The sequence below is a fragment of the Cellulophaga sp. BC115SP genome, assembly GCF_009905545.1.
Taxonomy (GTDB): Bacteria; Bacteroidota; Bacteroidia; order Cytophagales; family Spirosomataceae; genus Flectobacillus; species Flectobacillus rivi.
This window is the reverse complement of the sequence record NZ_JAAALB010000038.1, coordinates 13,017-36,716: the sequence shown is the minus strand read 5'-3', so window position 1 is coordinate 36,716 and position 23,700 is coordinate 13,017. Positions and strand designations below refer to the sequence as shown.

The following is a 23,700-nucleotide window of genomic DNA, read 5'->3' as shown; positions in this document are numbered from 1 at the left end:
ATTTTGTCGGTATATCTCTTCTATAGAAAGCTAATTTTACCCTTCCCAAAAGCAATAAATAATAATTAAAATACTTTTAAGAAGAGTGCTCAAAATTTAGGATGACTAATATTTAGGTTGTCTATTCCCTCTCCGCCACCTTATCCACCTGATTCCATACTCTGAACAAGTTTTTGTAACATATCTTTTCGATAGCTTTTTCTGAATAGCCCCTTTTAAGCAAAATATAAATCAAATTCGGTATTTCTGAACAATCTTTGAGACCATCTGGAAGTGTGGGTCCTACCCCATCAAAATCCGAACCTAGTCCCACGTGGTCGATGCCTGCAATTTTTACGACATGATCTATATGATCAGCCACTCGCTCTACAGTAGTAAGAGGCGTTGGATACTTTGCCACATATTCTTTTTCAAAAGCCTGAACTTCTGGTGCATCAGCGGGAAGATTTTTACTTTTCTGAAAAGCTTTCATCGCATTGCGTTTGAGTTCGTAGGCTTTATTTGAAGCTGAATCCAAAAACATTGAACTAAAATTTATCATGATTACTCCACCTTTCTTAGCCATTTTTTGAATCAAAACATCGGGGGCATTTCGAATAAAACCTGGCGTAAAACTGCGACAAGACGAGTGCGAAGCAATAACAGGTGCTTTTGACAAAGCTACCACTTGTTCAAAGGTATCATCAGAAATATGTGAACAATCTAACATAATACCCAAACGATTCATTTCGCGCACCACCTGACGACCAATCGGGCTCAAACCACCCCATGTGCGTGTGGTATCGTAGGAAGTATCGCAAATAAAATTATCTTCTCCATGACACAGGGTGATATAGCGAACACCACGATCATAGAAATGCTTGAGGTTTTCAAGATTGCTCTCTACAGGCGAGCCGTTCTCCATACCCATAGGCAAAGAAATCAAGCCTTTCTTGAAGTTTTGTAAAATATCGGATGGACTTTTGGCCAAAGCAAACTTGTCGGGATAGGTTTTAGTGAGGTTTTCAACCAAGTCTATCAATGAATCCGCTAGAGCTTTCGAAAAGCCCTTTCTTTTCTGTAAATCGGCAGGGACATATATCGACATAAAAGGCGCTGTCAAACCACCCTTTTTAGCTCGAACATAGTCAAAATCGCCGCCCGCAGTTTGCACAGAAACATCCTCCATTTTACCGTGTAAGCGATACGGTAGGTCCACATGGCCATCAACGATGACAAAACGATGGGCTAATGCCTCTGCTTTTTTCTTCAATGCCTCATCATCCGTCGTTGTTTTGATGATAGTTTTTTGCTTTTGAGGAATCGTCGTTGACGAAAAAGAGATAAAAGCAAGATTTAATAAAAATATTGTAATGAGAGGTAGTCTTTTACGCATATCTTTTCAAGAAATTAGTTTGTTTATTTAATCTATAAAATTCTTTGGAATAAATCTTTAATTTGCACCACAAATCATAAAACCATTTTTATATCATGAAAAAATACGTACTACTTTCGGTAGGCGAACTATTGGTTGACCTTATCGGAACAGAATTGGCCTCTAGCATATTAGAAACACCTGTATTTGAGCGTTTTCAAGGAGGTAGTCCTGCCAATATGGCCGCCAATATGGCTCGTTTGGGGCAGCCTGTCGCGTTGATTTCTTGTATTGGAAATGATAACCTAGGTGTTTTCTTACGTGAAGAAGTAGCCAAAACAGGAATCGATACACAGCATATTGCCGTCGACCCACTTCAGCCTACGAGTATTGTAGTGGTATCTCGAACAAAAGGAACGCCTGATTTTATCGCTTATCGCACAGCCGACAGGATGTTGCAACCACAACATATCTCTGATGAGTTATTATCTGAATCAGCAGTATTTCATACTACTTGTTTTGCCTTAAGTCAAGAACCCGCACAAAGCACCATTGTAGATGCTGCTAAGCGTGCCAATGCTTTGGGTTGCCGTGTGAGTATCGACTGTAATTATGCGCCTCAAATATGGCCTGATAGAGAACAAGCCTGGAAAGTTATTTCAGCCTATTGTGGGCAAGATGGACTGGTAAAACTCAGTGAAGACGACGCCGAAAGATTATATGGTAAAAAAGTTACGGAAGAACAGATTTTAGAAGACTTTCATGCCATGGGTGCCGACCTTATCTGTTTGACAAAAGGGGGCGATGGCTCTGTTATTTCTTATAATAAAGGAAAAGATAAAATTACGGTAGGCGTAAAACCTATCGAAGTCATAGACGCTACAGGTGCAGGAGACGCCTATTGGGCAGGTTTTTTGACTGCCTTTAGCGAAGGGAAAACACCAGAAGTTTGCTCACAAGCAGGTGCTAACTTAGCAGCACTCAAATTAGTCACCAAAGGACCCCTTCCTGCCAAAGTTGACAAAGCTTTACTTTACATTGATTAGTAACAAGGCAAAGAGGCACAGAGTAATCTAACAATCACTCTGTGCCTCTTTGCCTGTTCACTTTGTTACTGAAATTGGCTTTTACACTGCGTGCTCTCAACCAGTTTATCTGATAATATTTTGCCTTATGTCGAAAGCCTGCCTTAGGTTGTCTCTTTTTAAGTGCTCTTTTTGAGTAAAAAAAAAACATCCTAGACTTTTGTATAAAACTATCTATTAAAAAATATATGATACAAAAGTTTATTAACGGATGTCTTTTGGTATGTGCGCTCACTTTTACAGCCAATGCCCAAAAGGAAAAATGGACTTCATTATTTGATGGCAAAACCTTAAAAGGTTGGAAACAACTTGGTGGGCAAGCTAAATATGAGGTTAAAAATGGTGAAATCGTGGGTACTACGGTTTCAGGAACTCCCAACTCATTTTTGTGTACAGAAAAAGACTATGGTGATTTTGTTTTCGAAGTAGAACTTAACGTAGCTGAAGGCATGAACTCAGGTATTCAGTTCAGAAGCTTGTCGAAACCAGATTATCAAAACGGTCGTGTACACGGTTATCAAATGGAAGTTGACCCATCAGACCGTGCTTGGTCGGGTGGTTTGTATGACGAAGCTCGCCGTGACTGGTTGTATATCCCAAACATCAACCCTGCTGGACAAAAAGCTTTCAAACGTGGTGGACAATGGAACAAATACCGTGTGGAGGCAATTGGTAATGTAATTCGTACTTGGATTAACGATATTCCAGTAGCTTGTTTGATTGATGATGTGACAGACAAAGGATTTATTGCTTTGCAAGTACATTCAATCGGTAAAGACCAAGCGTCAGGACAACAAATTCGTTGGAGAAATATCCGTATTCAAACAGGTGCAGATATTCACCCTCACCCAGCCGACAACACACCTGTTGTGAACCTTACCCTCAATAATCTTTCTGAGCAAGAAAAATCACAAGGTTTTAAATTATTATTCAACGGTAAAGATTTTACAGGTTGGAGAGGCGTTCACCAAGATAAAATGCCGACTATCCACTGGAAAGTGGTAGATGGTGCCATCAATGTGAGTCCTTCTGATGGTTCGGAAACAGGCAACGACATCGTAGCAACCGAACAGTACGGGGCATTCGAACTAACATTTGAGTTTAAATTGTCAGATGGTGCTAATGCTGGGGTCAAATATTTTGTAAACGAAGACTTCGATTCAAATGGTAAATCTGGCGTAGGTCTGGAGTTTCAAGTATTAGATGATGAAAAGCATCCTGATGCGAAAATGGGAGCAGTAGGCAATCGTACCTTGGGTAGTTTGTATGACTTGATTCCATCTTATAAGCCAGACAAACGTTTCCAAAGAAAAATTGGAGACTGGAACCAAGGTCGTATAATTGTATATCCAAACAACATGGTGCAACATTGGCTTAATGGCTTCAAGGTGGTAGAATACGAAAGAGGAAGTAACATTTTCAAAGCACTTGTAGCTCGTAGTAAATATGCCAAATACGATGGTTTCGGTATGGGCAAAACAGGAAATATCCTCCTCCAAGACCACGGCGACAACGTATCGTTCAGAAATCTAAAGATTAGAACAATAGAAAAATAGCCTTAAGCCGTAAGCTGTAGGCTTTAAGCACTGCCTACAGCTTACTGCTTAAAGCCTTTTGCTGTAATATTTACCTCCCAATTTTACCTAGTAACTAATCATTTCAAACTCACTGTTTATCATGGAAAGAAGAGACTTTGTCAAAAAATCAGCTATTGCATCTTTAGGTGCTTTGGCATTTAGTCCAAAATCATACTCAAAAATTATAGGAGCCAACGACCGCGTACGTGTAGGTTGTGTGGGTTATTCTGACCGTTTTCGTGCCTCTCACGTACCTCCATTCAAAGCATTCATGAAAGAAATGAACTTCGAAATGGTAGCAGTTTCAGATCTTTGGAATCGCCGTCGTGAAGAGGGAAAAGCATTTTTGGAAAAAGAATTAGGCAACTCAATCACCACATATCGCAACAACGACGAGCTATATGCAGCCAAAGCAGTAGATGCTGTATTTATCTCTACGGCTGACTTCCAACACGCTATTCATACAATCGAAGCAGTACAAGCTGGCTGTGATACTTATACAGAAAAACCACTTGCTGAAACGATGGATGATGCTCGTGCGGTATTGAAAGCCGTAAAAAGCTCTGGTAAAATCGTACAAATTGGTTCTCAACGTCGTAGTGGTCAAAACTACTTCGCAGCAGAAGATTATATCAAGTCAGGTAAGTTTGGTGACATCAAAATGGTAGAATTGATGTGGAACGTAAACCAGCCAGGTCGTTGGAGACGTCCAAAGTTGACTTCTATCTTGAAAGAATCAGATATCGACTGGAAACGTTTCTTAATCAACCGTCCTGCTGATACTTTTGATCCACGCAAATATTTAGAATACCGCTTATTCTGGCCATATTCTTCGGGTATTCCTGGACAATGGATGAGCCACCAAATTGATACTGTACACTGGTTTACAGGCTTAGAGCACCCACGTAGCGCTGTAGCTAACGGAGGAATCTACCAGTGGAACGACGGTCGTAAAAATGCAGATACGATGACAGTGGTATTTGATTACGGTCCTGAAAATGATAAAAACAAAGGCTTCCAAGTACAGTTTACAAGCCGTTTCTCTAACTCTGCGGGTGGTACAAAAGAAATTTACTACTCAAATGGTGGTGAGTTAAATCTTGATACAAACAAAATCTCTCCTCGTGGTGGTTTGACAGAAAGAGAAGCAGCAGAAATGGGCTTAAAAGCTAATTTGTTGCCAGAACTTTCGTTGAGTGAAGTGACCAAAGTAGAAACGAATGCAAACACAGGTTATGATGTTTTAACGTCAAACCATATCCGTAACTGGATGGAATGTGTTCGTTCTCGTAAAACGCCAAACGCTCCAATCGAAGCAGGTTATCAACACTCAATCGCTTGTATCATGGCAAATGCAGCTTATCGTACTGGCGAAAGAGTAACGTTCGATGCAAAAACTCAAAACGTAATGGCTGGTTCGAAAATATTCAAATACTAGGTAAATAGATGTTATTAGTTAATCATATATCTGTTATTAGTATAAGCTTATATTCAGAAGGATAACATAGATATATTATTATTTTAGGCTTTCTCATTACCTATATAAAAGCGAAATCCCACCTTTTGGGTGGGATTTCGCTTTTATATAGGTTCAGGTAGGTGATTTAGGTATCTAGGAAATTAATTCAAGCACGAGATTTGTCCTCGTAATTGGCATTTTCGGCGTCGTGAAATGGTTGCTTTTAGGTTATTACTCAATATCAGGTTTTGACTTTTGGCGTCATAATTTCTGATATGTGCACAATTAATCATATAGGTTTTATGAATTCTTTCAAACCTATAATCTTTCAGCATATACTCAAAAAACTTAATAGTGCGTGCAAAAAGAAACTTTTCTCCATTTTTTAAATAAATATATGTGTAGTTACAATCAGCTTGCAACATCACAATTTGTTGAATAGGTATCTTAATTTTCTGAAATCTAAATTCAAGATAACCATGTGTAGTTGTGCAAAAGTTTTCGAAATTCATAAATACTCAATTTAATAGGTTACAACATAAATCTTATCCAATGATGCTGTAGTAATAAGGCTAATTTACGAGCGTAAAAGACACTCTATTTTTTCATTGTATCTTGAATCCATGTACGGAAAGAAGCCGTTCTGGTAAAGGTACTAATATCGCCATACGCACCATCTTTCAAGCCAACAAGGGGCTCTGTCACACCTCCGTTAAGCACACCAATGACGGTCCACTTAAAATTAATTTTCATCAACAATGGTCCTCCACTATCTCCTTGCACTGTTGTAGCTTCCCAATCCAAAGCCTTGTTAGTACTTGTACCTGAGCCCAAGGCTTTTTCTTGGTCATTGGCATAGCTATCTCCTAGTGTGTTAATTATTCCTGATGGATCATCAAAGTCAAAAGCCAAAGTTCCTCCTTCATAGTTTACCCCACTTATCACATGAGTAAGTCCTCCCATACGGCGATCCAATATATTTTCTAAGGCATGTTTTTTAGAGCGTTTGCTAGCATCCTGTCCCGCTTGGGCACTGTAATCGCCATAACCAGCATACCATACTGTACTTCCGATAGTTTCAGCATCCATGGTAAAATTCACAGCAGCAGGGGTTACAGATGTTATCGGCGAGGCAAGTTTTATTAACGCAATGTCATTTCCATATTTATAAAAATCACCGCCATCTAACCAGCTTGGCGCTATATACAAAGCCGAAACCTTACGTGTTTCGATTGGATTATTTGGGTCTGCTCCTACCAAAATACTCAGCTTTGAGATACTCGTTGGAGCAGTATCTTTGGCAGGATCAAAAAAACAATGACCTGCCGACAACACCCATTGCGATCCGATTAGAGTTCCTGTACAAGTACCGCTAGCTTCGCCATGATCAGCATTGATAAATACTACTGGTGTAAAATCAGGATAATCAGAGGTATTGAATGGGGCTTGATTGGTGGCAACGGTTTCGTATTTTGATAAAGGTATATCGTGACGAACACCAAATGTCGCAGGTACATCTGTTGGCGCTGTTCCATCGGTATTGGGGGTTGCATCATTATTTTTACTACAGCCGAATAGCGCCAAAGAAGCAAGAGATAGATATAAAAATCTTCTGATGTTGATCATAATTTTGAATAGACTTTTATCAAATAAATACTTAGGATATAAAACCAACGGTCTCATCAATCCAATTTATGCCGCCACATAAATCAGATAATGTTAACAGACCGTTGGAGGGTTGTCATAGCCTAAACAACATTACAAATGTAGGCTTCCCGATTTTAGTAAATCAGACTTCCCTCTTGAATGGATGTTTTTGATGAATAGATGGGCATTTTCATTACATGAATAGTAAATTATCATTCAAGCATTTGAACAGTATAGAAAATTGACCTAAAACAACCGCTCCATTGTGCTGAAAACCATTCCTCAAAGATTTTAGTGTAACTCCATTTTTAGTCCTAACTTTGAATATATACTGACAACCATTAAACCAAAATTTCAGATGACCCCGTCTAAACAACATGCTTTTATCAAGAAGGTAAAAGACATCACTATAGGAAGTACAATCGCTTTGAGTTTATTCGGACCAGCGGTTTTATTACAAAGTTGTTCGAGTAATCAAAACGATGATGGAGACTATGAAGAGGTAGAAGTTTATAAAAAAGGTGTAAAAACATATATATCAGAAACCAGTAAAGGCGTTTTTAAAATAACGAAAGAAATTGAAACCGATGCGGATAGCTCGGTGGCATACGTCACTTATTTGGATGGAAAACAAGATACCTTATCGCCAAGGGCTGTAAAAGCGCTTATTGACCAAGACGTGGCTAAACATCCTCAACATATTGGGCAAAGCTCAAGTTTGTCAAATGCTTTACTTTATGGTGGTATGGGATATTTTTTGGGTAGAACTCTGAGTCCTAGCTACTCAAACTATCGTCCCGATTTGTCGAGCAATGGTTTTAGCTCTACTCAAACCCAAAACGATACTACACACAGGCGTCGCTATCACACTGGTAGCAGTCTTTGGAGTCGATATTATGTAAGTCAGCAGGTATATAATAGTTCTCAACAAGTACATCATGCTATTAATACCTCTCGTACAACTTTTAGTAGACCAACGGGTGGGCGCTCTGGCTTTTTCCACAGTAGCTCACATGGAGGATTCCATGGCTAAATAGCCTAATTTTATTTCACCCAATTTCAAAATTTATGATTCATTTAAAAAGTTTAAGTAACTCGCCTGAGTCAGCTCTTCGTAATGCCGACTGGTATTGGATGCTTGGAGAGGATACACAAAGTTATTTGACCAACCAAGTAGTGGTAGTTTCTGAAGCTGAAGCTGAAAAGTATTATGCCGCAGTCAATGAGCTATATGAAATGTACATTGAGGCAGCTCAACATGTCATTGACCAAAACAAATTTGCTGAATTAGGTATTCCTGAAAATCTTGTCGAATTAGTAAAGTATTCTTGGGACAACGACCGTCATTGGCATATTTACGGACGTTTCGACTTAGCTGGTGGACTCGATGGCAAGCCCATCAAACTCATTGAATTTAATGCCGATACAGCTACCTGTATTCCCGAAACAGCAGTTGTGCAGTGGGCATCGTTGAAAGCTAATCGACTGGATGAAACGCTTCAGTTTAATACTTTGTACGAATCTTTAGTGGCTCAGTTTGGCGAAATGCGCAAGCAAAATCCTGACCATGAACCAACGCTTTTGATTTCGACGATGGAGGGCTATCCAGAGGACGACACCAATATGCAGGTATTGGGCGAAGCAGCCCGTGAGGCGGGTTTTGAGGTAGCTTTTGAGCATATCGAACGCACTGAGTTTTCGAGCGTAGAAGGTATCTACAAACAAAGTTCCAACGATGGCAGTTTCACTCGCTATGATTATTGGTTTAAGCTTGTACCTTGGGAATATATCGGTTGGGACGAACCAGAATTAGCTCAGATTTTGACAGATTTGGTTACAAATGAAAAAACAATTGTGCTAAATCCTGCCTACACGCTTCTTTTCCAATCAAAAGGTATCTTGAAAATTTTGTGGCAATTATTCCCAAATCATCCACTTCTTTTAGAGACTGCCTCAACACCATTAGTCAATAAGACTTCTGTCGAAAAAGTTCTTTTTGGTCGTGAAGGTGCTAATGTTAAAATCTTGGATACCGCAGGAAATGCCGTTTCGGAAACAGAAGGAGAATATTTTGAACAGAATAAAGTTTATCAAGAATACGTTGATTTCTTGCAAGATGCGGAAGGAAACTACTATCAAGCGGGCGTATTTTTTGCGGGCGAAGCTTGTGGCTTAGGCTTTAGAAAAGGAGGAAAAATCATTAATAATACGGCACAATTTGCTGGACATATTATTGAGTAATTTAGTGAGTAGTGATTTAGTGAATGAGTGATTATTTTAAAATAATCACTCATTCACTAAATCATTCAATAGCTTATCGCAAGTCCAACAAAACCACCTCCCATAATTCTGGGTGGGTAGTATCAAAATACTCGTGAATAATTTCAAATCCTACACGGGCATGAGCAGCTAACGAGCGTGTATTTCTTTTAGCGACTTCGGTAATACAAAGGTCATATTTACCAGATAGCCGCTCTTTATGTAAGGCATACATACCATCAAAAATCCCTTGTCCACGATACCCTTCGGCTACACAAATTTGACCCATCGCATAATATTTGTATTCTTTTACTGGCTTACCTTGATAGTTGAGTTCATCCAACATATCAAACATTGCCATCAATACTGGAATATCATATCTAAAGCTTGTTGGCATAACCAACGCATAACCTACCACTTTGTCGCCATCCTTGGCAATGATTTGTGGCTCAGCGGCATTCATTCTAGACAGTAAATCAAAATTATGCTGAACAGTTACAAAACCTTGGCTTGTTGCCACGTCTTCTGAAATGTTCTTATTGAGATTCTGTTGTTGTAAATCTAATACTTGATTTACTTCTTCATCGCTTGTGATGGTGGTGAATACGATTGACATTTGGCTCAAACTTTAAATTCTATTTCGTTAACCTTCTAAACTCCAAATAATCAACACTTTACTATACTTATAGTATTGATTTGTTTATTTCGAAAGACAAAACTCTAAATTTTAATTTATAATAAAAAATACCTTTTTTCGATATTTTTATAACAAAAAAGCATTAGTTCAATCTTCTCACCATGAGTCTTTTGATGACTTCAAAAAGTACTACAGGTTGTAAAGTGCGCCAATTGACCACATCTAAGGTACCTCCAAAATTGATATAATAGTCAAGGTGATATTTGGTCCATTCTTTTTGGATAAAATCCCTAAAATTACAAGCGGCAATCCAACCATCTTCTACTTCTTCAAACCATTCGGCATAATAATCATCATCGGTTGAGCCATGAAAATTGAGGATATTTTCACCAATTAAAATAAACTGATTAATACCTTGTCCAATCAAGTGGTCGATTACATTGCGTTTAAACCACATGACGTCATTATGAAGCGTATCATTCCATTCGCCAAACATTTCGATAATTACAAACTGTCGACTATAATCGGCAAAAAGGATTTTACAATATAAAGTAGGAGACTCAAACTCATCCCAAAATGGATGAATGTAATAACCATAAATGTCATTTTCGTACATGGAAGTATTATATAACCTTCCATAAAAGGGAGAACGAGGGTCTTTTGATGCCACATAATGACTTTCCCATTGATAAAAGGGTTCAATATCTTGCATGATAGGGATTAATAATTATTAGTTTCTTAATTTTTTTATCAATAAATGGGTACAGTAGCTATACAGCAGCAGGAGCTAGAACGCTATTACACATGCTAATAAAGTAAAACCTATCAAGATTAATAGAATAAATATAGCCACTAATGATTCATCTTTTTTTTCTACAGAATGCTTAAAGACAAAAGGTATTTCATAAAAAGATGAAATACCTTTTAATATCTCAGTGGCAAACTGATAAGACTTTGTTTCACGAGTTAACTTTGTTTCATCTATTACACACAACCTACATAGTTCGATAGGATTAGAATCGTCTTTCAAGATATAATATATAATTGCCGTTTGAAACACAAAAGACTTAGAAAAAGTGTCTATGACCTCATACTGAAATTCCTGAATATGGTCAAGTATTAGCACATGCTCATTACAAGATAACCTTTCGCCAAGTGTAATAACCCATGTATTTTTCTTACCCAAATATGTGTATAGACACTTTATTCGATTATCCGCAAATTCGATACGGCAATTGTTACATTCCAAAATCATATATCTCTACCTAATAAGATTTATCTCCATGCCGAGTGTCACACTGCCCATCGATACAAATAAACAGTTTTTCTAAACTCAGCACTCACAACTAATAAGATTTAATCATATCGCTTGGAATCGCTACTACGAAGCTGGCAGAGCCTTTATGCTTGGTATTAGGTTCTTTGATGTCAGCCTCCTCTATGGTATTGATGGTGACAATTTTCAAGGCTGGGTTTGCTTTCTTCAAATACCAAATAATTCCTTCAAAATTATTGGAGTGGTAACTGCCATTGAAGTGCAAAAATGATTTACCTTCAGACCAATTCTTCAAAATAAAATGTGCCATGGTTGCATCTTTACTTGCTTGAGCCTTAGCAATATTTTCGGTAGAAATGGTACTTCCTCCCATGCCATGCATCCCTCCCATTTTCATCATTTCGGCATAACCTGGCAGGGTCAAATCGACAGTAATTGGGAGTGGCGCTACACTTTTTTTTCCGTCATCGCTCAACTGATTAAGTGCTTCTAAGCCCCCTTTTGAAACTAAGCTTGCGTAGCGTCTTGGAATATTGGTTGCCACGAAAGGAATCTTGTTTTTTTGGGCAAAATCGACCATTGGCTTATAATCGGTGGCATAATTTTGCCACATTTTAGCTTCAGTCTCAAACTGTTTTCCTGTAATAATACCTTTCAAGTACTCATCAAGAACTACTTGATTGTCAGCCTCAAACATTTCGGCTCCTAAAACCAACTTACCCCCTTTTTCCGTATATAAGTCTTTAGTAACTTGTAACTCTAACCAATGAGCGATGGGGTTATCGTGAAGTTCTCCAAAAAACACAATATCTGCCTCTTTGGCATCAGAAATAAGTTTTTCATAAGAACTGGACTTCAATTGTCCAGTATAAATTAAATAAGCTGGCTTGTCAGCAGCAAAACCAAAAGCAAAAGATGCTAGTAATAGTATTAGGGTAAGTCTCCGCATAATAAAAAAATGGATGTTTTATTTTCAAATTGATGTTAAAATAACACTTTTGTAGAAAGATGGTTCTTTCTGCGCTATCTTTATTAATTTTCCGAACCGATACATTGCTATACTGTTAAATACCAATCCCCAATGACGACACAAGAAGAATTAGTCACTAACTTTTACCATGCCTTTTCTCAAAAAGATACCCAAAGCATGGAAGCTTGCTATCATCCTAAAGCCACCTTCAAAGACCCCATTTTTTATCTAAAACAGCCATTTGTTATGGATATGTGGCGTATGCTGATAGAACGAGGCTCAGATATGAAAATTGAACTGTTGAAAGTTCGTACTCATAAAAACAAGGTAGAAGCTACATGGAGGGCTTCTTATACTTTTGGAAGTACAGGATTGCCTGTCGTAAATACCATCACATCTACTTTTTCATTCTCAGAAAACAAAATCTATCAACAAAATGACCATTTTAATTTTTACAAATGGGCCAGTCAATCCTTAGGACTAAAAGGAAAACTTTTGGGTTGGTCAAGTTTTTTACAAAATAGTGTTCGCAAACAAGCGATGCAACGACTCGAATCTTATTCGAAAAGTCACACATAAACAAAAGCCTTTCTTCTGGCTACAATTTTCTCTTTCCAATAGTACTTTCCAAAAAAAATCAACATTTTCTCTTTCCTTGAAACTTTTTTTCATAGCCTTTGGTTTATTAAATGTACATACATTAAATATCGTTACATTAAATATTTTATCTGACCAAACTCATGGAATTATTAGAGAAATTGAATTGGCGCTACGCGACCAAGAGAATGACAGGAGCTACAGTTCCTGAAGAAAAAATCGACCATATTTTAGAGGCTATCCGTTTGTCGGCATCGTCGATGGGGCTTCAGCCATATACAGTCTTTGTAATTGAAAACCCTGAATTGCGCAAACAAATTCAACCAGCGGCATACAATCAACCACAAATTGTAGAATCTTCACATATTTTGGTATTTGCTGCTTGGGACAACGTTTCTGAAGCTCAAGTAGATGCCTACATGGCTCATATCGCCGAAGAACGTGGTATTCCTGTGGAGTCGTTGGCTGGTTTTAGAGCCAATTTTGGTGGTATTTTGAGTCGCTCGGCTGAAGAAAACTTCAACTGGACAGCTCGCCAAACATATATAGCATTGGGTACTGCTTTGGTAGCTGCTGCTTACGAGCAAGTAGATGCCACTCCAATGGAAGGGTTTAATCCTGCGGCAGTTGATGAGATTTTAGGTTTGAAAGAAAAAGGCTTAAAAAGCGTTTCCATTTTAGCTTTGGGTTACCGCGATGAAGCGAATGACTCATTAGCAAAAGCGAAAAAGGTTAGAAGAACAACAGATAAGTTATTCGTAAAAATTTAATATGATTATCTGGTTATCCATAAAAGACTATGCTCTGTGAGTGTAGTCTTTTTTTTGTTATCTTAGAAAAAGTATTTTTGATTTGAAAATGAAGTAATTTGAACTTTTTAACTCCCTTTTTACCTTCCTCTCATAACTCGTTTATACACATGAAAGAACTACTTGAATCGCTGAGTCATAGAATAGACCTTGTGAGTGCCTATTGGCAATCTCAATCTGAAGAATCACTATCGTTGAAAAGCTCATCTGAAAAATGGAGTAAGAAAGAGGTGCTTGGACATTTGATTGACTCGGCACAAAACAATGTCCGTCGCTTTGTAGTAGGTCACAATCCAAAGCTCAGATTATTTATGAGCAGAATATTTGGGTAAAATCGGCCGATTATCAAACTTATCCTTCTGAAGATTTGCTGGAATTATGGAGACTGCTTAATAAGCATCTAGTGCGGGTATTGGCAAACTTACCAGAAGAAAAATATCAAGTTTTAACAAATTGGACAAAAGAAACAGTGCCCGATGCATACCCTACCCTATGGGAAGTAGCACAAGATTATTTATGTCACTTAGATCATCATTTGAAGCAATTGGGGGTGGAAAGTGTGTAAATAATAACCGATACGGTACGGCTTTATCGCTTTCTGTTTGGCAAATAAGTTTTACTGGGAGAATAGTATAGCTACAATTTGAGCACAGACTAATTTAACAGCCCTGTAAATTACATTATAATATTCATGGAATAGTTCTTATTTCCTGTTGATATTCTTAGATTTACCTGAGAGAATACTCAACTCCATACATCTTGATAAACTCTAACAACCTATTATATTAACTATGATTAAAAGAACAGTTCTACTCACCATTATCCATTGCCTATTTTTTATCGTTTCTAATGCGCAGTCTCCAGCCCAAACAATTAAAGGTCAAGTTACTGATTCAGAGTCGGGATACCCTATTGAAAATGTAACTATAACGTTAGATAACTATCATACCGTTTCCGATGCAAAAGGGTACTTTTTACTCAAAAGTATAATTGTTGGACGACATTCGATAAAATTTAGTCGTATTGGCTATGAGAGTAATATCATCAGAGACATATTAGTGGGAAGCGCAAAGGAGCTCATTCTGAATATTAAGTTAACAGAGCAAATAAAAGTATTAGACGAAGTGGTTGTAAGACCTCAAGAAGAATATGGTTCTTCCAATAATGAGATGGCAACCGTTAGTTTAAGATCCTTTTCGGTAGAACAAACTAAACGTTATCCTGCAACTTGGGGCGATCCCGCAAGAATGGCACTATCTTTTGCGGGTACATCAAACATAGACGATTCCTCCAATGAAATAGTCATAAGAGGAAATAGTCCGAAAGGATTACTTTGGCGGATGAATGGCATAGAAATTCCTAGCCCTAACCATTTTACAAGTGTTGGAGCTTCTGGAGGCGGAATTTCAGCACTTAGTATCAATGTTTTAAGTAACTCAGATTTTTATACAGGAGCTTTTCCTTCAGAATATGGGAATGCTTCCTCTGGAGTATTCGATTTAACCATGAGGAATGGAAACAGTGATAAACGAGAAAGTAGCATACAGTTAGGATTTCAAGGGTTAGAAGCATCCACGGAAGGTCCTATTTCTTCAACAACTAAAGCCTCATATTTATTAAACTATAGATATTCGACATTAGGACTTGTACAAAAATTAGGGATTATTAATCTTGTCCATGATAAGCCCACCTACCAAGACTTAGCATTTAAACTTTTTATCCCCCTCAAAAAAACCACCATATCCCTATGGGGACTAGGTGGACTAAGTGCGAATGAAAATGCGCAATTTGCAAGTTACCTCCCTAATAATGGTTCTAATTTTTATGCTACTGGGTTGAATATTGTGAGTTTAATCAATGATAAGGCATACTGGGAAAATATTGTTTCTGCGTCTGGTAGCGAGACCAATGATAATGATATAGTTTCTATTAGAAACTATACTTATGGCTTCTTGCGCTATTCGTCAAGGTTAAATTTAAAGTTAGATGCCCAAAACACATTCCGTATGGGATTGATTATTAGCCATAATACCTATAATTTACTTGATAAAAGGCTATATGTCCTTGACCAAACACCAACCTATTTATATATCTTAAAAGACAAAAATAGTACCCAACTATTGCAAACTTATTTTCAATGGAAACATAGATTAAATACCAAAGTAACATTAAATACTGGGGTGCATTTTATGTATTTAGCACTAAATAAACAATACTCTATTGAACCTCGCTTGGGGTTACGTTGGCAGTTAGATAACACAAAAACAATTAATTTGGGAATTGGAGTACACAGTCGCCTAGAGGCTCTACCAACTTATCTATCAAGTAGAGGATATACGGCCAACTCGAATGGAGATACAACTGTAATTCAGTCTAATAAAAATTTACCAATACCCAAATCAGCACATTTTATTGTAGGATATGAATACCGTCCCAGTAATAGTTGGCGTATAAATTCGGAAGCATACTATCAATATCACTATCAAGCATTTGTTTCTACCATTTCTTCATCAAATGTTTCTTCTTATGAATCTACTTACTCCACTCTTAATGAGGTTGGAGCAAATTTAACCTCAGCTCTTCAAAGTACTGGGACAGGGAAAAGTTATGGCATAGAATTAACCATCGAGAAGTTTTTAACGAACAGTTTTTATTTATTGAATACTACATCTCTTTACAGAGCAACCTACTTGGCTAGCGATGGAATAGAACGAACGGGAAGATTTAGTAGTAATTTCGTTGAAAATATCCTAGCTGGAAAGGAATGGAAAGTAGGAAAACTTAAGAAGAATATGTTGAATATAAATTTGAAAGTAACTTGGGCTGGTGGGCTAAGAGTTCCTCCTATTGACTTAGTCCTATCTGAAAAAAATGGATACACAATCTATGATTACAAAAATATTTATGAGAATCATTTACCCAACTTTTTCCGTGCCGACTATCGTATAAGCTATGTAGTTAATAAACGTAAGACGTCTTCTACCTTTTCTTTAGATTTAAATAATATAACTGATCACAAAAACCCACTTAGTTATAATTACAGCCCAAATTTTAAGAAAATCGTTTATTTTTATCAATTAGGAATAGTACCTGTTTTCAACTATCGTTTAGAGTTTTAGATACTAAAGAACATTTCCCTCCAAAAAGCTTAGAGGTAAGGTTCATATAAAACATTATTGCAAGTTACAGAATCCCATAACTTGCAATATTTGAACAACCTATCGATATAAATAATAAGAAGAACATTTGACTTAATCTTTCAATAGAGTCTATGCTGGTAAAAGGCTACTCTCTATTTTATCTTAAAATTGAGCCCAATATTAAAGCCAATTTTATTAGGTCTTACCAGCAAAAGAGCACTTGCATCTGATTGGTGATTGAGCGCAATACTCATAGTCGGCTCAATAAAAAGATAGGCATTGTCTCCTATTTGACGACTTATGCCATAGCCAATATTCAAAAAGCTATTGATTTTGCCAGCCGCAGTACCATTCAAACTAGTACTTCCTTCCATACCTAGTAACACATGATGACTTAGGGCGTCGCCTTTCAAAAAGGTATATTCCAAGTCAACTCGTGTACCGATATAATGCGATGACAAAGCATACGTTTTACTTTGTTCTTCAAAAGCTACATCTGCTGTTTGGTTATCTACACTACGAACCACCAACGAATCTGTGCGAACTTTAAAACTAATACTTTGACTAGATTTGGTATAAGAAATACCCGTTTTTAGTTGTAATCTATCAGACAGCGTAAACTTCAAGCCAGCCTGAAGATATACCCCTATGCGACTATTATCGTCATCTACCTCAATATTGTGCACATATTTTGAATCTGAGCCATTTGGGGTAATCGTGTAGTAATTAACCAATGGCATTGCACTAAAATACAAGGATACTGGCTTGCTTGGTTGGAAATATCGATTAGGTTTACGTTGTTGCGCTTTAATACGAGCTTTGTTAAATTTCACCGATAAATCTACAGGTTCTTTTGAGGTTAGAATTTCTAAATTAGGCTCTAAAGCCTCTTCCGAAGTTGACAAATAATCTCCTGTATTCTGTGTTGCACGAACAATTCTATGATATTCATCTGTAGACATAGTCGAAGGAATGACTTTTGTTTTTAAAGTCTTTTGCGCTCTTTTCGAAGATTTAGAAGTTACTACACCTCCAGACTTCGTGGTGTTTCTCTTTCCAATATTTGAGCTTGCTACAGGCTCATCAATATTACTATTTGTACTTGTTGTTGAATATTCGGTAAAAGAGTTAGCCTTTTTAATTTTTTCTAAACCTTCCTCTTTTTGTTCTTTTGCTACTTCAGGACTGGCATAATGAGCGTTTATCTCAGTACCTTGAGTATTGGATATGCTTTTGTCAAAACCTTGATTTGATTCAGTCTTTGAGGTATTGCTACTCTGAGCTCCCGTATTTGGGTGCGTTTGTCCTGTTGTTACATGACTCACTTCTAAGTTTGGAGAGATCATAAATCTTGGCAATAGACCAAACGACAGCAGTAACAACACCACTGCCGCCGCCAAATGCCAAAGCATCAGTCGTGAGAAAGAAGGTAACGGCAATTGAGGCTCTATGTTAGCCCAAAGCGCGTCGTCCACTTCAGATTCAAAATCATTGAACTTATCGTGGAAAAAGCCTTCAAAGGGGTCTATATCATTATTGGATGCGTTCATAGCTGACGATTCCCAGTTTTTTTAGTTGTTTACGGAGCAACTCTTTTGCACGAGACAGTTGCGACTTGGAGGTATTCTCGCTTATTCCAAGCATCTGCCCTATCTCATTGTGATTATAGCCATCTACTACATATAGGTTAAAAACCATACGATAGCCGTCGGGAAGTTGATGAATAAGTGCTAGTAAATCTTCGCTTGAGAGTGTTGCTAAAATATTCGGGTAATCATCATTGCTGAGTACAACTGTTTCATAATCCGTATTTTGTTGAAATTTTAAATTTGCATGATAGTAATTAATGGCAGTATGAATAACGGTTTTACGTACCCATGCGCCAACAGCCTCTGGCTTTTCTAAAGACTTAATGTTATTAAAAATCTTGACAAATGCTTCTTGATAAATGTCTTCAGCCTCCTCTTTCGAACGGGCATAACGACGACAAACACCCATCAACTTGCCCTTATACATATTGTAAAAGGCAGTCTGGGCTTTGCGATCATTCCGCTGGCAGGCTCTGACTAAATCCTGTTCATTTATCATTCAGTTGGCAATTAGTTTCTTTAAGCGAATACTCACCTAAGTAGCAATGCAGAATTGTGAGTTATGAATGCAATATTATAACTACAGTCACTACTTTCAAAGCAATGACTTTGTTACAAATACATTAGCCAATTTTTTCATCGGACGTACATCACTTTGAGCAGTCATCTAACATAAAAGTATATAAAGTGATTGCTTATCTCTATTTTGGCTTAAATAACAATGTCTTATAAAACCAAACACACAAAACTATAAAATGTTCATTTTAAATCACTTACAATATACCTATTCAAAATAAGCCTAATAATACAATAACGTTTTTCTAGAAAATATAAAAGGGAAAAACTACTTCAATCACAATATTTGATTTACGAGAAAGACTCTCCCGAAATTCGGGAAAGCCTTTACATTCAAACCACTTGTATAATTATTTATGAATCCAAATGCGTCTTTATTTTTTGATTTTAATTTTAAAATTGGCGCTCAAGTCTTTCCCTTGAGTAGTCGTCAACTTTATTTTAATTTGATCGTCTCGATCTTTGCCTTTGTCTTTATCCCAAGCGCTGATTTGATAGTAAATTTTGGTACCTTTTACATACGCAGTTCCATGAGACCCCTGCTCTGTAATGCTTATCGAGCTAATCTCGGCGCAAGATGAAACATAAAGTTGGTAAGGAACTTCAAATGGTGTGGCTTGAACAATAGTTTCCGAAACCTCCATTACGCCATTATCAAATTTGGCATCACAAGTAATCGCACGAATCTGACTTACTTTTACCCACACACTAGGCGAGGCAACACCATATTTATCAGAAAGCGTATATTCTAAATAATCATCTATCTGTGTTAGATAACCAGGAAAACTTGATGTTGCTGGCTCATAGTCGATTTTGCCATTATTGACACTGGCTGTACCATATTTTGGCCATTTCGTTATTTTGAGCGTATTGGCATTGTAAGTAGAGCACAGATTATCATTCGACAAAACATCTAATTGTACCTTCGGACTATTACTTGGAATCACGTAATAGTTTGGCAACAGACTCGTAGTACAAGCTCTAACCAAGGAACCTTCCACATCTAATTTTACCGCTGCTGTCATACAAATACCCTGAGTGCCTGCCGAACAGACCCGATAAAATAATAAATCGGGTCCGTCGTAGTCTTTTTTGGGGGTATAAACAATTCGGTTATTTTTGACTACAGCCGACCCAAACAATGGGTCAAAAGCAATCTGAAGACTTGCCGAATCTAAAATTGCATTACAGTAACGGTCATTTTTCAAGACATCCAACACACATTCTGTACCTTTATTGAGACAATGAAACAAGTCTGGCATAACGCCTGCGTTGCATGGAACTTTGTCCCAATTATTGGTCACTTTTACCCAGATACTATCTTTGACTTGCTTTTGAGTATCTAGGTTAACAACACTCAAAATCAGCATATCGGTAGCATCCGACACTGTAGAGTCGGGCACATACACGATAAACTTGCCATTGGTGGTAAAATACGCTTTTCCGAACGCCCCGTTTTTTTCGATTTTAATGGCATGACCTGTCATATTTTTCAAAAAATCTTTGACATTAATCGTCACCATATTCGATGGGGCTGTATAAAGCGTATGAATATCCCAAAGTGCAGGTTGAGTATTGACTGGCGTAATACTGACAACATCTTTTTTGATTTCGTCACATCCCAGCAATAAACTCACTACGCTTAATAAAATGGCAATATGTTTTATAAAAAACTTCATTATGATTTATGTCAAGAAAGCGTTAGCAAGCTGAAATCTTCCTTGTTGTCTGTCTTTATTTTATGTGGTTGAATGCTCAAGCAGAAAGCTTTCTGCTAAGTTATCTATTTATCAATTTTTGCCACCAAAAATTTCCCATCTTTATCAAAATATAAATGATATTTACTTGTACCCACAACGATATGTAAGTAATAAGATTCGATTACACCATCTATTTTGAATGCTATTGCTTTATCGAGTGACCAGCCTGCATAGGTAGTATTGAGATAGCTAGTTATAATAGCAGGCAACACATCAGCCGTTAACTTAACGTCCTCAAATTTAGGAAGTTTCAATTCTCCGCTAACAGTTTTTGTTAAATTGCCAGAAGCATCAAAAGTCAGAAATACTAGTTTCTTATCACTCGATAAAGAAATATAGTAAGAATCTACTGCTCCGTTTTTGATGATTTCGATACCTTTTTCGTATTTCCAAGAAGCATAATTTGCGCTCAAATAAGCGGCAATGTTAGCTGGAAGTTCAGACTGTTTGAGATTCTTATCTTCAATTTTACGAACAGCAGGGGCATACGTTTTAGTTGTCAACAATTTGCCTGCGTTATCGTACGAAAACTCATAGAAAACACTATCCTTTTTGGCAAGCACAAAATAAAATTTATTACCTGTAGAGTCGGCATTGGCAGCAGCTCGCACAAAAGTATAACCTGTTAATTGGGTTTGAATTGTTGCTGGCAGCTGGTCATAGCTTACAGAATAGAATTTTCTAAACTTACCTTTAATTTGTCCAGTGCGTTTAGGTTCTTTGAATTCTGCTACAAAAGCGCCATTGGCATCAAATACTACTGTCACTTTTTGATCATTCCATTCTATCAAAACTTTATAAAGCGTATTGCCATCTTTGTCTTTTCCTGCTGCAACGCGCTCCAATTTATACCCTGCATAGTTAGTATTAAGATAGGTTGTAACATTAGCAGGTAAAGAAACCTTAGTCGTATCGTCCGAAAGGCTAAATGAACTCAAAACTGTTCCATTTGCCGAAATTGTCAACTCCATACTTTTTCCACTCACTTTCAAGTCTACCCCATACGTGGTACTTGTACTAAGCGTCGTGTATTTTACCTGTGCTGCCTGCGGGAAGTTGCTACTAACCGCTAAACGTACTGCTGAAGGAATTACAGTTGAATTGTTGGTATTATTATCAACGGCAATTTGTTCTGGTTCACAACTTGCCAATAAAATTGCACTCATGAGTGCTGAAAATAAAAGGAACTTTTTCATGTTCGATTACGGACTTATGGATTGTCAAAAGATTTTCTCAGCAGTTGGCCAGATACCGATTTTCTAGTTTGACTCCCCAATGGATAGAAATATTTTGTTGATCATAGCAAAAAGCTATGGCTTTATTTCAAAACGTTTCGAAGTGTAGGGTGTGGTATACATCCATGGTTGAAGATTTTCCAAAATATTCAGCATCAGATATATGGGCTTGTTGAATTCAATGATATTGACAAGAAGGGAAAAAGAAGGGTTGCACTGTTTGTTAAAAATTCTTAAAAAGGTAGAGATATTGGATTGGAATCTTTAATGTACTTTAGACATGAGTCACCCCTAATTGAGTGATTTAGTAATTATTTTAACATTTGTATTCTAACTGTAGAGACGCAAAGCATTGCGTCTTAAGAGGTTTTATTATGAAAGATAGTATCATCTTCCTAGCTTCAAAATTCGAAATAAACCAACAGGTGTGATTATAAAATATTGACAATTAATATCTTACAATCACACCTATTACTTAGCTAAAATATTGCCCAGTCGTTGTGGCTAGCAAATCTGCTAGAGGTATATCTTCTTGTTTGATAAAACCTGTTTGTGGCAGTTTGCCATCGGCTACTAGCTCTACCACCGCAACAATTGAAGCTGCTGTTGTCCATGAAATCGCTCGCCAATGTTTCCCATCAATCTTGATTGGCGAATAAGCACGATAAAACTCTTCACGCTCGATACGGTCGTTTTTCCAGCCTTCAACCACGGCATAAACATAAACCACATCTTCCTGAACAGGGGGTTTAGCTTCTGTAAGAATTTCCTCAATTAACTCACGACGATCTTTCAAGATTAATTCATATAAAAGGAAACGCATTAGTTTGCCATGCCCAGGATAGCGAATGGTTTTGTAATTAAGCGTATCTACCTTTCCTGCGTAAGTTTCGCACATCGTACCCAAACCACCAGAAGTACTAAAGGCTTCAAATTCCATTCCCTCGATATTGATGGTTTCGAGACCGTCTAATGCTGGAACTAGTTTGACTTTACCATTATGAATCACCTCACAGTCATTGATATATTCGTTGATTACCCCAGCAGGTGACCATGTAAATGAATATCCCAGTAAGCCATTAGGATATTTAGGCAAAGCACCAACTCGTAACTCAATATCTCTCAAACGAGTAAAGCGATTGGCTAAGTCAGCACCCACAATACCAATAAAGCCAGGCGCCAAACCGCACTGTGGTGCCAAAACAGCACGGCTTCCACGAGCTGCCATTTCACGAATAGCGGTTGTCGTAGGAACATCTTCAGTCAAGTCAAAATAATGTTTGCCTGATTGGTAGGCTGTTTCGGCTATGGCTAAATTCAGGTTGTAGGGCATACAAGATACCACTGCATCAAAATCTGGTATTAGTTTTTCGAGCAATGCACGGTCTGTGACATCTCCTTTGATTGTTGGAAAACCCACTTCTGTAGCTGGTCCGTTTTTGTCGAGACCAGTCACTTCAAATCTTTTGGAAAGTAAAACCCCTACCAAGGAGCCCACTTTTCCCATTCCAATTACAAGTATTTTTTTCATAGTAAATTAATTTAAAGAAGGGGTAAGGGGATAGGCAAAGAGGGATTAGTGATGAGTTGTGAATGATGAATTGTGAATGTAAATTTTAGATTACTAACACTTTTATTAAGGAAATCAAGACGAAAAGCATTGCGTCTCTACTATCCCCTAAACCCTCTCCCCTAGTACCTAAAACCACTCTGTGCCTTTGTGCCTGTTC

General features: G+C 37.6%; 20 protein-coding genes. 9 read left to right on the top strand and 11 right to left on the bottom strand.

The annotated features are described in order from the left end of the window. Positions 1–121 precede the first annotated feature (121 nt). Positions 122–1,375 (bottom strand): dipeptidase, encoded by a 1,254-nt coding sequence (locus tag GVN22_RS20970; protein WP_166552969.1) that lies wholly within the window; start codon positions 1,373–1,375, stop codon positions 122–124. A 95-nt stretch (positions 1,376–1,470) separates the two neighbouring features. Here GVN22_RS20970 and GVN22_RS20965 point away from each other — a divergent pair, with 95 nt between their 5' ends. The 3 genes from GVN22_RS20965 (at position 1,471) to GVN22_RS20955 (ending at position 5,454) form a co-directional block, all read left to right on the top strand. After that, the gene (locus tag GVN22_RS20965; RefSeq protein WP_166552968.1) at positions 1,471–2,400 is read left to right on the top strand and encodes a carbohydrate kinase family protein; all 930 of its coding nucleotides are present in this window, start codon (positions 1,471–1,473) and stop codon (positions 2,398–2,400) included. A 227-nt stretch (positions 2,401–2,627) separates the two neighbouring features. Continuing rightward, on the top strand, positions 2,628–3,995 hold the full coding sequence (locus GVN22_RS20960) for a DUF1080 domain-containing protein (protein WP_166552967.1): 1,368 nt from the start codon (positions 2,628–2,630) through the stop codon (positions 3,993–3,995). Positions 3,996–4,116: 121 nt separating this feature from the next. Then, positions 4,117–5,454: a Gfo/Idh/MocA family protein gene (locus GVN22_RS20955; RefSeq protein ID WP_166552966.1), complete on the top strand. Its 1,338-nt coding sequence runs from the start codon at positions 4,117–4,119 to the stop codon at positions 5,452–5,454. 182 nt (positions 5,455–5,636) lie between these two features. Here the strand turns inward: GVN22_RS20955 and GVN22_RS28465 are convergent, their stop codons facing one another. Next, the gene (locus GVN22_RS28465; RefSeq protein ID WP_166552965.1) at positions 5,637–5,987 is read right to left on the bottom strand and encodes a LytTR family DNA-binding domain-containing protein; all 351 of its coding nucleotides are present in this window, start codon (positions 5,985–5,987) and stop codon (positions 5,637–5,639) included. Between the two features lie 85 nt (positions 5,988–6,072). Further along, positions 6,073–7,101, bottom strand: a complete 1,029-nt coding sequence (locus GVN22_RS20945; protein ID WP_166552964.1) for a trypsin-like serine protease — start codon at positions 7,099–7,101, stop codon at positions 6,073–6,075. Positions 7,102–7,480: 379 nt separating this feature from the next. Between GVN22_RS20945 and GVN22_RS20940 the strand changes: the two genes are divergently transcribed. Continuing rightward, positions 7,481–8,155 carry a hypothetical protein gene (locus GVN22_RS20940; RefSeq protein WP_166552963.1) on the top strand — a complete coding sequence of 225 codons (675 nt, stop codon included), beginning with the start codon at positions 7,481–7,483 and terminating at the stop codon, positions 8,153–8,155. 35 nt (positions 8,156–8,190) lie between these two features. Beyond that, a complete protein-coding gene (locus GVN22_RS20935; RefSeq protein WP_166552962.1) occupies positions 8,191–9,363 on the top strand; it encodes a glutathionylspermidine synthase family protein in 1,173 nt (390 codons plus the stop codon). A gap of 73 nt (positions 9,364–9,436) precedes the next feature. Here the strand turns inward: GVN22_RS20935 and GVN22_RS20930 are convergent, their stop codons facing one another. The 3 genes from GVN22_RS20930 to GVN22_RS20920 all read right to left on the bottom strand — a co-directional run bounded on the left by GVN22_RS20930 (position 9,437) and on the right by GVN22_RS20920 (position 12,243). Further along, positions 9,437–9,997, bottom strand: a complete 561-nt coding sequence (locus tag GVN22_RS20930) for a GNAT family N-acetyltransferase (protein WP_166552961.1) — start codon at positions 9,995–9,997, stop codon at positions 9,437–9,439. 163 nt (positions 9,998–10,160) lie between these two features. Further along, on the bottom strand, positions 10,161–10,730 hold the full coding sequence (locus GVN22_RS20925) for a hypothetical protein (RefSeq protein ID WP_166552960.1): 570 nt from the start codon (positions 10,728–10,730) through the stop codon (positions 10,161–10,163). Positions 10,731–11,364: 634 nt separating this feature from the next. Next, on the bottom strand, positions 11,365–12,243 hold the full coding sequence (locus GVN22_RS20920; protein ID WP_166552959.1) for a ChaN family lipoprotein: 879 nt from the start codon (positions 12,241–12,243) through the stop codon (positions 11,365–11,367). 132 nt (positions 12,244–12,375) lie between these two features. On the opposite strand from GVN22_RS20920, the gene GVN22_RS20915 reads away from it, so the two are divergent. The 4 genes from GVN22_RS20915 to GVN22_RS20900 all read left to right on the top strand — a co-directional run bounded on the left by GVN22_RS20915 (position 12,376) and on the right by GVN22_RS20900 (position 16,789). After that, positions 12,376–12,843, top strand: coding sequence for a nuclear transport factor 2 family protein (locus GVN22_RS20915; RefSeq protein ID WP_166552958.1), 468 nt, complete (start codon positions 12,376–12,378; stop codon positions 12,841–12,843). Positions 12,844–13,004: 161 nt separating this feature from the next. Continuing rightward, the gene (locus tag GVN22_RS20910; RefSeq protein WP_166552957.1) at positions 13,005–13,631 is read left to right on the top strand and encodes an NAD(P)H-dependent oxidoreductase; all 627 of its coding nucleotides are present in this window, start codon (positions 13,005–13,007) and stop codon (positions 13,629–13,631) included. A 149-nt stretch (positions 13,632–13,780) separates the two neighbouring features. Next, positions 13,781–14,002, top strand: a complete 222-nt coding sequence (locus tag GVN22_RS20905; protein ID WP_166552956.1) for a hypothetical protein — start codon at positions 13,781–13,783, stop codon at positions 14,000–14,002. A 459-nt stretch (positions 14,003–14,461) separates the two neighbouring features. After that, positions 14,462–16,789, top strand: a complete 2,328-nt coding sequence (locus GVN22_RS20900; RefSeq protein ID WP_166552955.1) for a carboxypeptidase regulatory-like domain-containing protein — start codon at positions 14,462–14,464, stop codon at positions 16,787–16,789. Positions 16,790–16,962: 173 nt separating this feature from the next. Here GVN22_RS20900 and GVN22_RS20895 read toward each other — a convergent pair whose 3' ends face one another. The 5 genes from GVN22_RS20895 to GVN22_RS20875 all read right to left on the bottom strand — a co-directional run bounded on the left by GVN22_RS20895 (position 16,963) and on the right by GVN22_RS20875 (position 23,501). Next, on the bottom strand, positions 16,963–18,360 hold the full coding sequence (locus GVN22_RS20895; protein WP_166552954.1) for an outer membrane beta-barrel protein: 1,398 nt from the start codon (positions 18,358–18,360) through the stop codon (positions 16,963–16,965). Continuing rightward, complete coding sequence (locus GVN22_RS20890) at positions 18,344–18,898, bottom strand: RNA polymerase sigma factor (RefSeq protein ID WP_166552953.1); 555 nt, start codon at positions 18,896–18,898, stop codon at positions 18,344–18,346. Before GVN22_RS20890 ends, GVN22_RS20895 begins: the two co-directional genes overlap by 17 nt. 451 nt (positions 18,899–19,349) lie before the next feature. After that, a complete protein-coding gene (locus tag GVN22_RS20885) occupies positions 19,350–20,654 on the bottom strand; it encodes a hypothetical protein (RefSeq protein ID WP_166552952.1) in 1,305 nt (434 codons plus the stop codon). A 104-nt stretch (positions 20,655–20,758) separates the two neighbouring features. After that, on the bottom strand, positions 20,759–21,931 hold the full coding sequence (locus tag GVN22_RS20880) for a PepSY-like domain-containing protein (RefSeq protein ID WP_166552951.1): 1,173 nt from the start codon (positions 21,929–21,931) through the stop codon (positions 20,759–20,761). Between the two features lie 514 nt (positions 21,932–22,445). After that, the gene (locus tag GVN22_RS20875; RefSeq protein WP_166552950.1) at positions 22,446–23,501 is read right to left on the bottom strand and encodes a saccharopine dehydrogenase family protein; all 1,056 of its coding nucleotides are present in this window, start codon (positions 23,499–23,501) and stop codon (positions 22,446–22,448) included. Between the last annotated feature and the right edge of the window lie 199 nt (positions 23,502–23,700).

Bases quoted from the DNA above. Each gene is read 5' to 3' on its own strand.
- GVN22_RS20910 (WP_166552957.1), top strand. From the start codon at position 13,005: ATGGAATTATTAGAGAAATTGAATTGGCGCTACGCGACCAAGAGAATG.
- GVN22_RS20890 (WP_166552953.1), bottom strand. From the start codon at position 18,898: ATGATAAATGAACAGGATTTAGTCAGAGCCTGCCAGCGGAATGATCGC.
- GVN22_RS20970 (WP_166552969.1), bottom strand. From the start codon at position 1,375: ATGCGTAAAAGACTACCTCTCATTACAATATTTTTATTAAATCTTGCT.
- GVN22_RS20900 (WP_166552955.1), top strand. From the start codon at position 14,462: ATGATTAAAAGAACAGTTCTACTCACCATTATCCATTGCCTATTTTTT.
- GVN22_RS20940 (WP_166552963.1), top strand. From the start codon at position 7,481: ATGACCCCGTCTAAACAACATGCTTTTATCAAGAAGGTAAAAGACATC.
- GVN22_RS20955 (WP_166552966.1), top strand. From the start codon at position 4,117: ATGGAAAGAAGAGACTTTGTCAAAAAATCAGCTATTGCATCTTTAGGT.
- GVN22_RS20935 (WP_166552962.1), top strand. From the start codon at position 8,191: ATGATTCATTTAAAAAGTTTAAGTAACTCGCCTGAGTCAGCTCTTCGT.
- GVN22_RS20875 (WP_166552950.1), bottom strand. From the start codon at position 23,501: ATGAAAAAAATACTTGTAATTGGAATGGGAAAAGTGGGCTCCTTGGTA.
- GVN22_RS20920 (WP_166552959.1), bottom strand. From the start codon at position 12,243: ATGCGGAGACTTACCCTAATACTATTACTAGCATCTTTTGCTTTTGGT.
- GVN22_RS20895 (WP_166552954.1), bottom strand. From the start codon at position 18,360: ATGAACGCATCCAATAATGATATAGACCCCTTTGAAGGCTTTTTCCAC.
- GVN22_RS28465 (WP_166552965.1), bottom strand. From the start codon at position 5,987: ATGAATTTCGAAAACTTTTGCACAACTACACATGGTTATCTTGAATTT.
- GVN22_RS20915 (WP_166552958.1), top strand. From the start codon at position 12,376: ATGACGACACAAGAAGAATTAGTCACTAACTTTTACCATGCCTTTTCT.
- GVN22_RS20880 (WP_166552951.1), bottom strand. From the start codon at position 21,931: ATGAAAAAGTTCCTTTTATTTTCAGCACTCATGAGTGCAATTTTATTG.
- GVN22_RS20930 (WP_166552961.1), bottom strand. From the start codon at position 9,997: ATGTCAATCGTATTCACCACCATCACAAGCGATGAAGAAGTAAATCAA.
- GVN22_RS20965 (WP_166552968.1), top strand. From the start codon at position 1,471: ATGAAAAAATACGTACTACTTTCGGTAGGCGAACTATTGGTTGACCTT.
- GVN22_RS20885 (WP_166552952.1), bottom strand. From the start codon at position 20,654: ATGAAGTTTTTTATAAAACATATTGCCATTTTATTAAGCGTAGTGAGT.
- GVN22_RS20960 (WP_166552967.1), top strand. From the start codon at position 2,628: ATGATACAAAAGTTTATTAACGGATGTCTTTTGGTATGTGCGCTCACT.
- GVN22_RS20945 (WP_166552964.1), bottom strand. From the start codon at position 7,101: ATGATCAACATCAGAAGATTTTTATATCTATCTCTTGCTTCTTTGGCG.
- GVN22_RS20905 (WP_166552956.1), top strand. From the start codon at position 13,781: ATGAAAGAACTACTTGAATCGCTGAGTCATAGAATAGACCTTGTGAGT.
- GVN22_RS20925 (WP_166552960.1), bottom strand. From the start codon at position 10,730: ATGCAAGATATTGAACCCTTTTATCAATGGGAAAGTCATTATGTGGCA.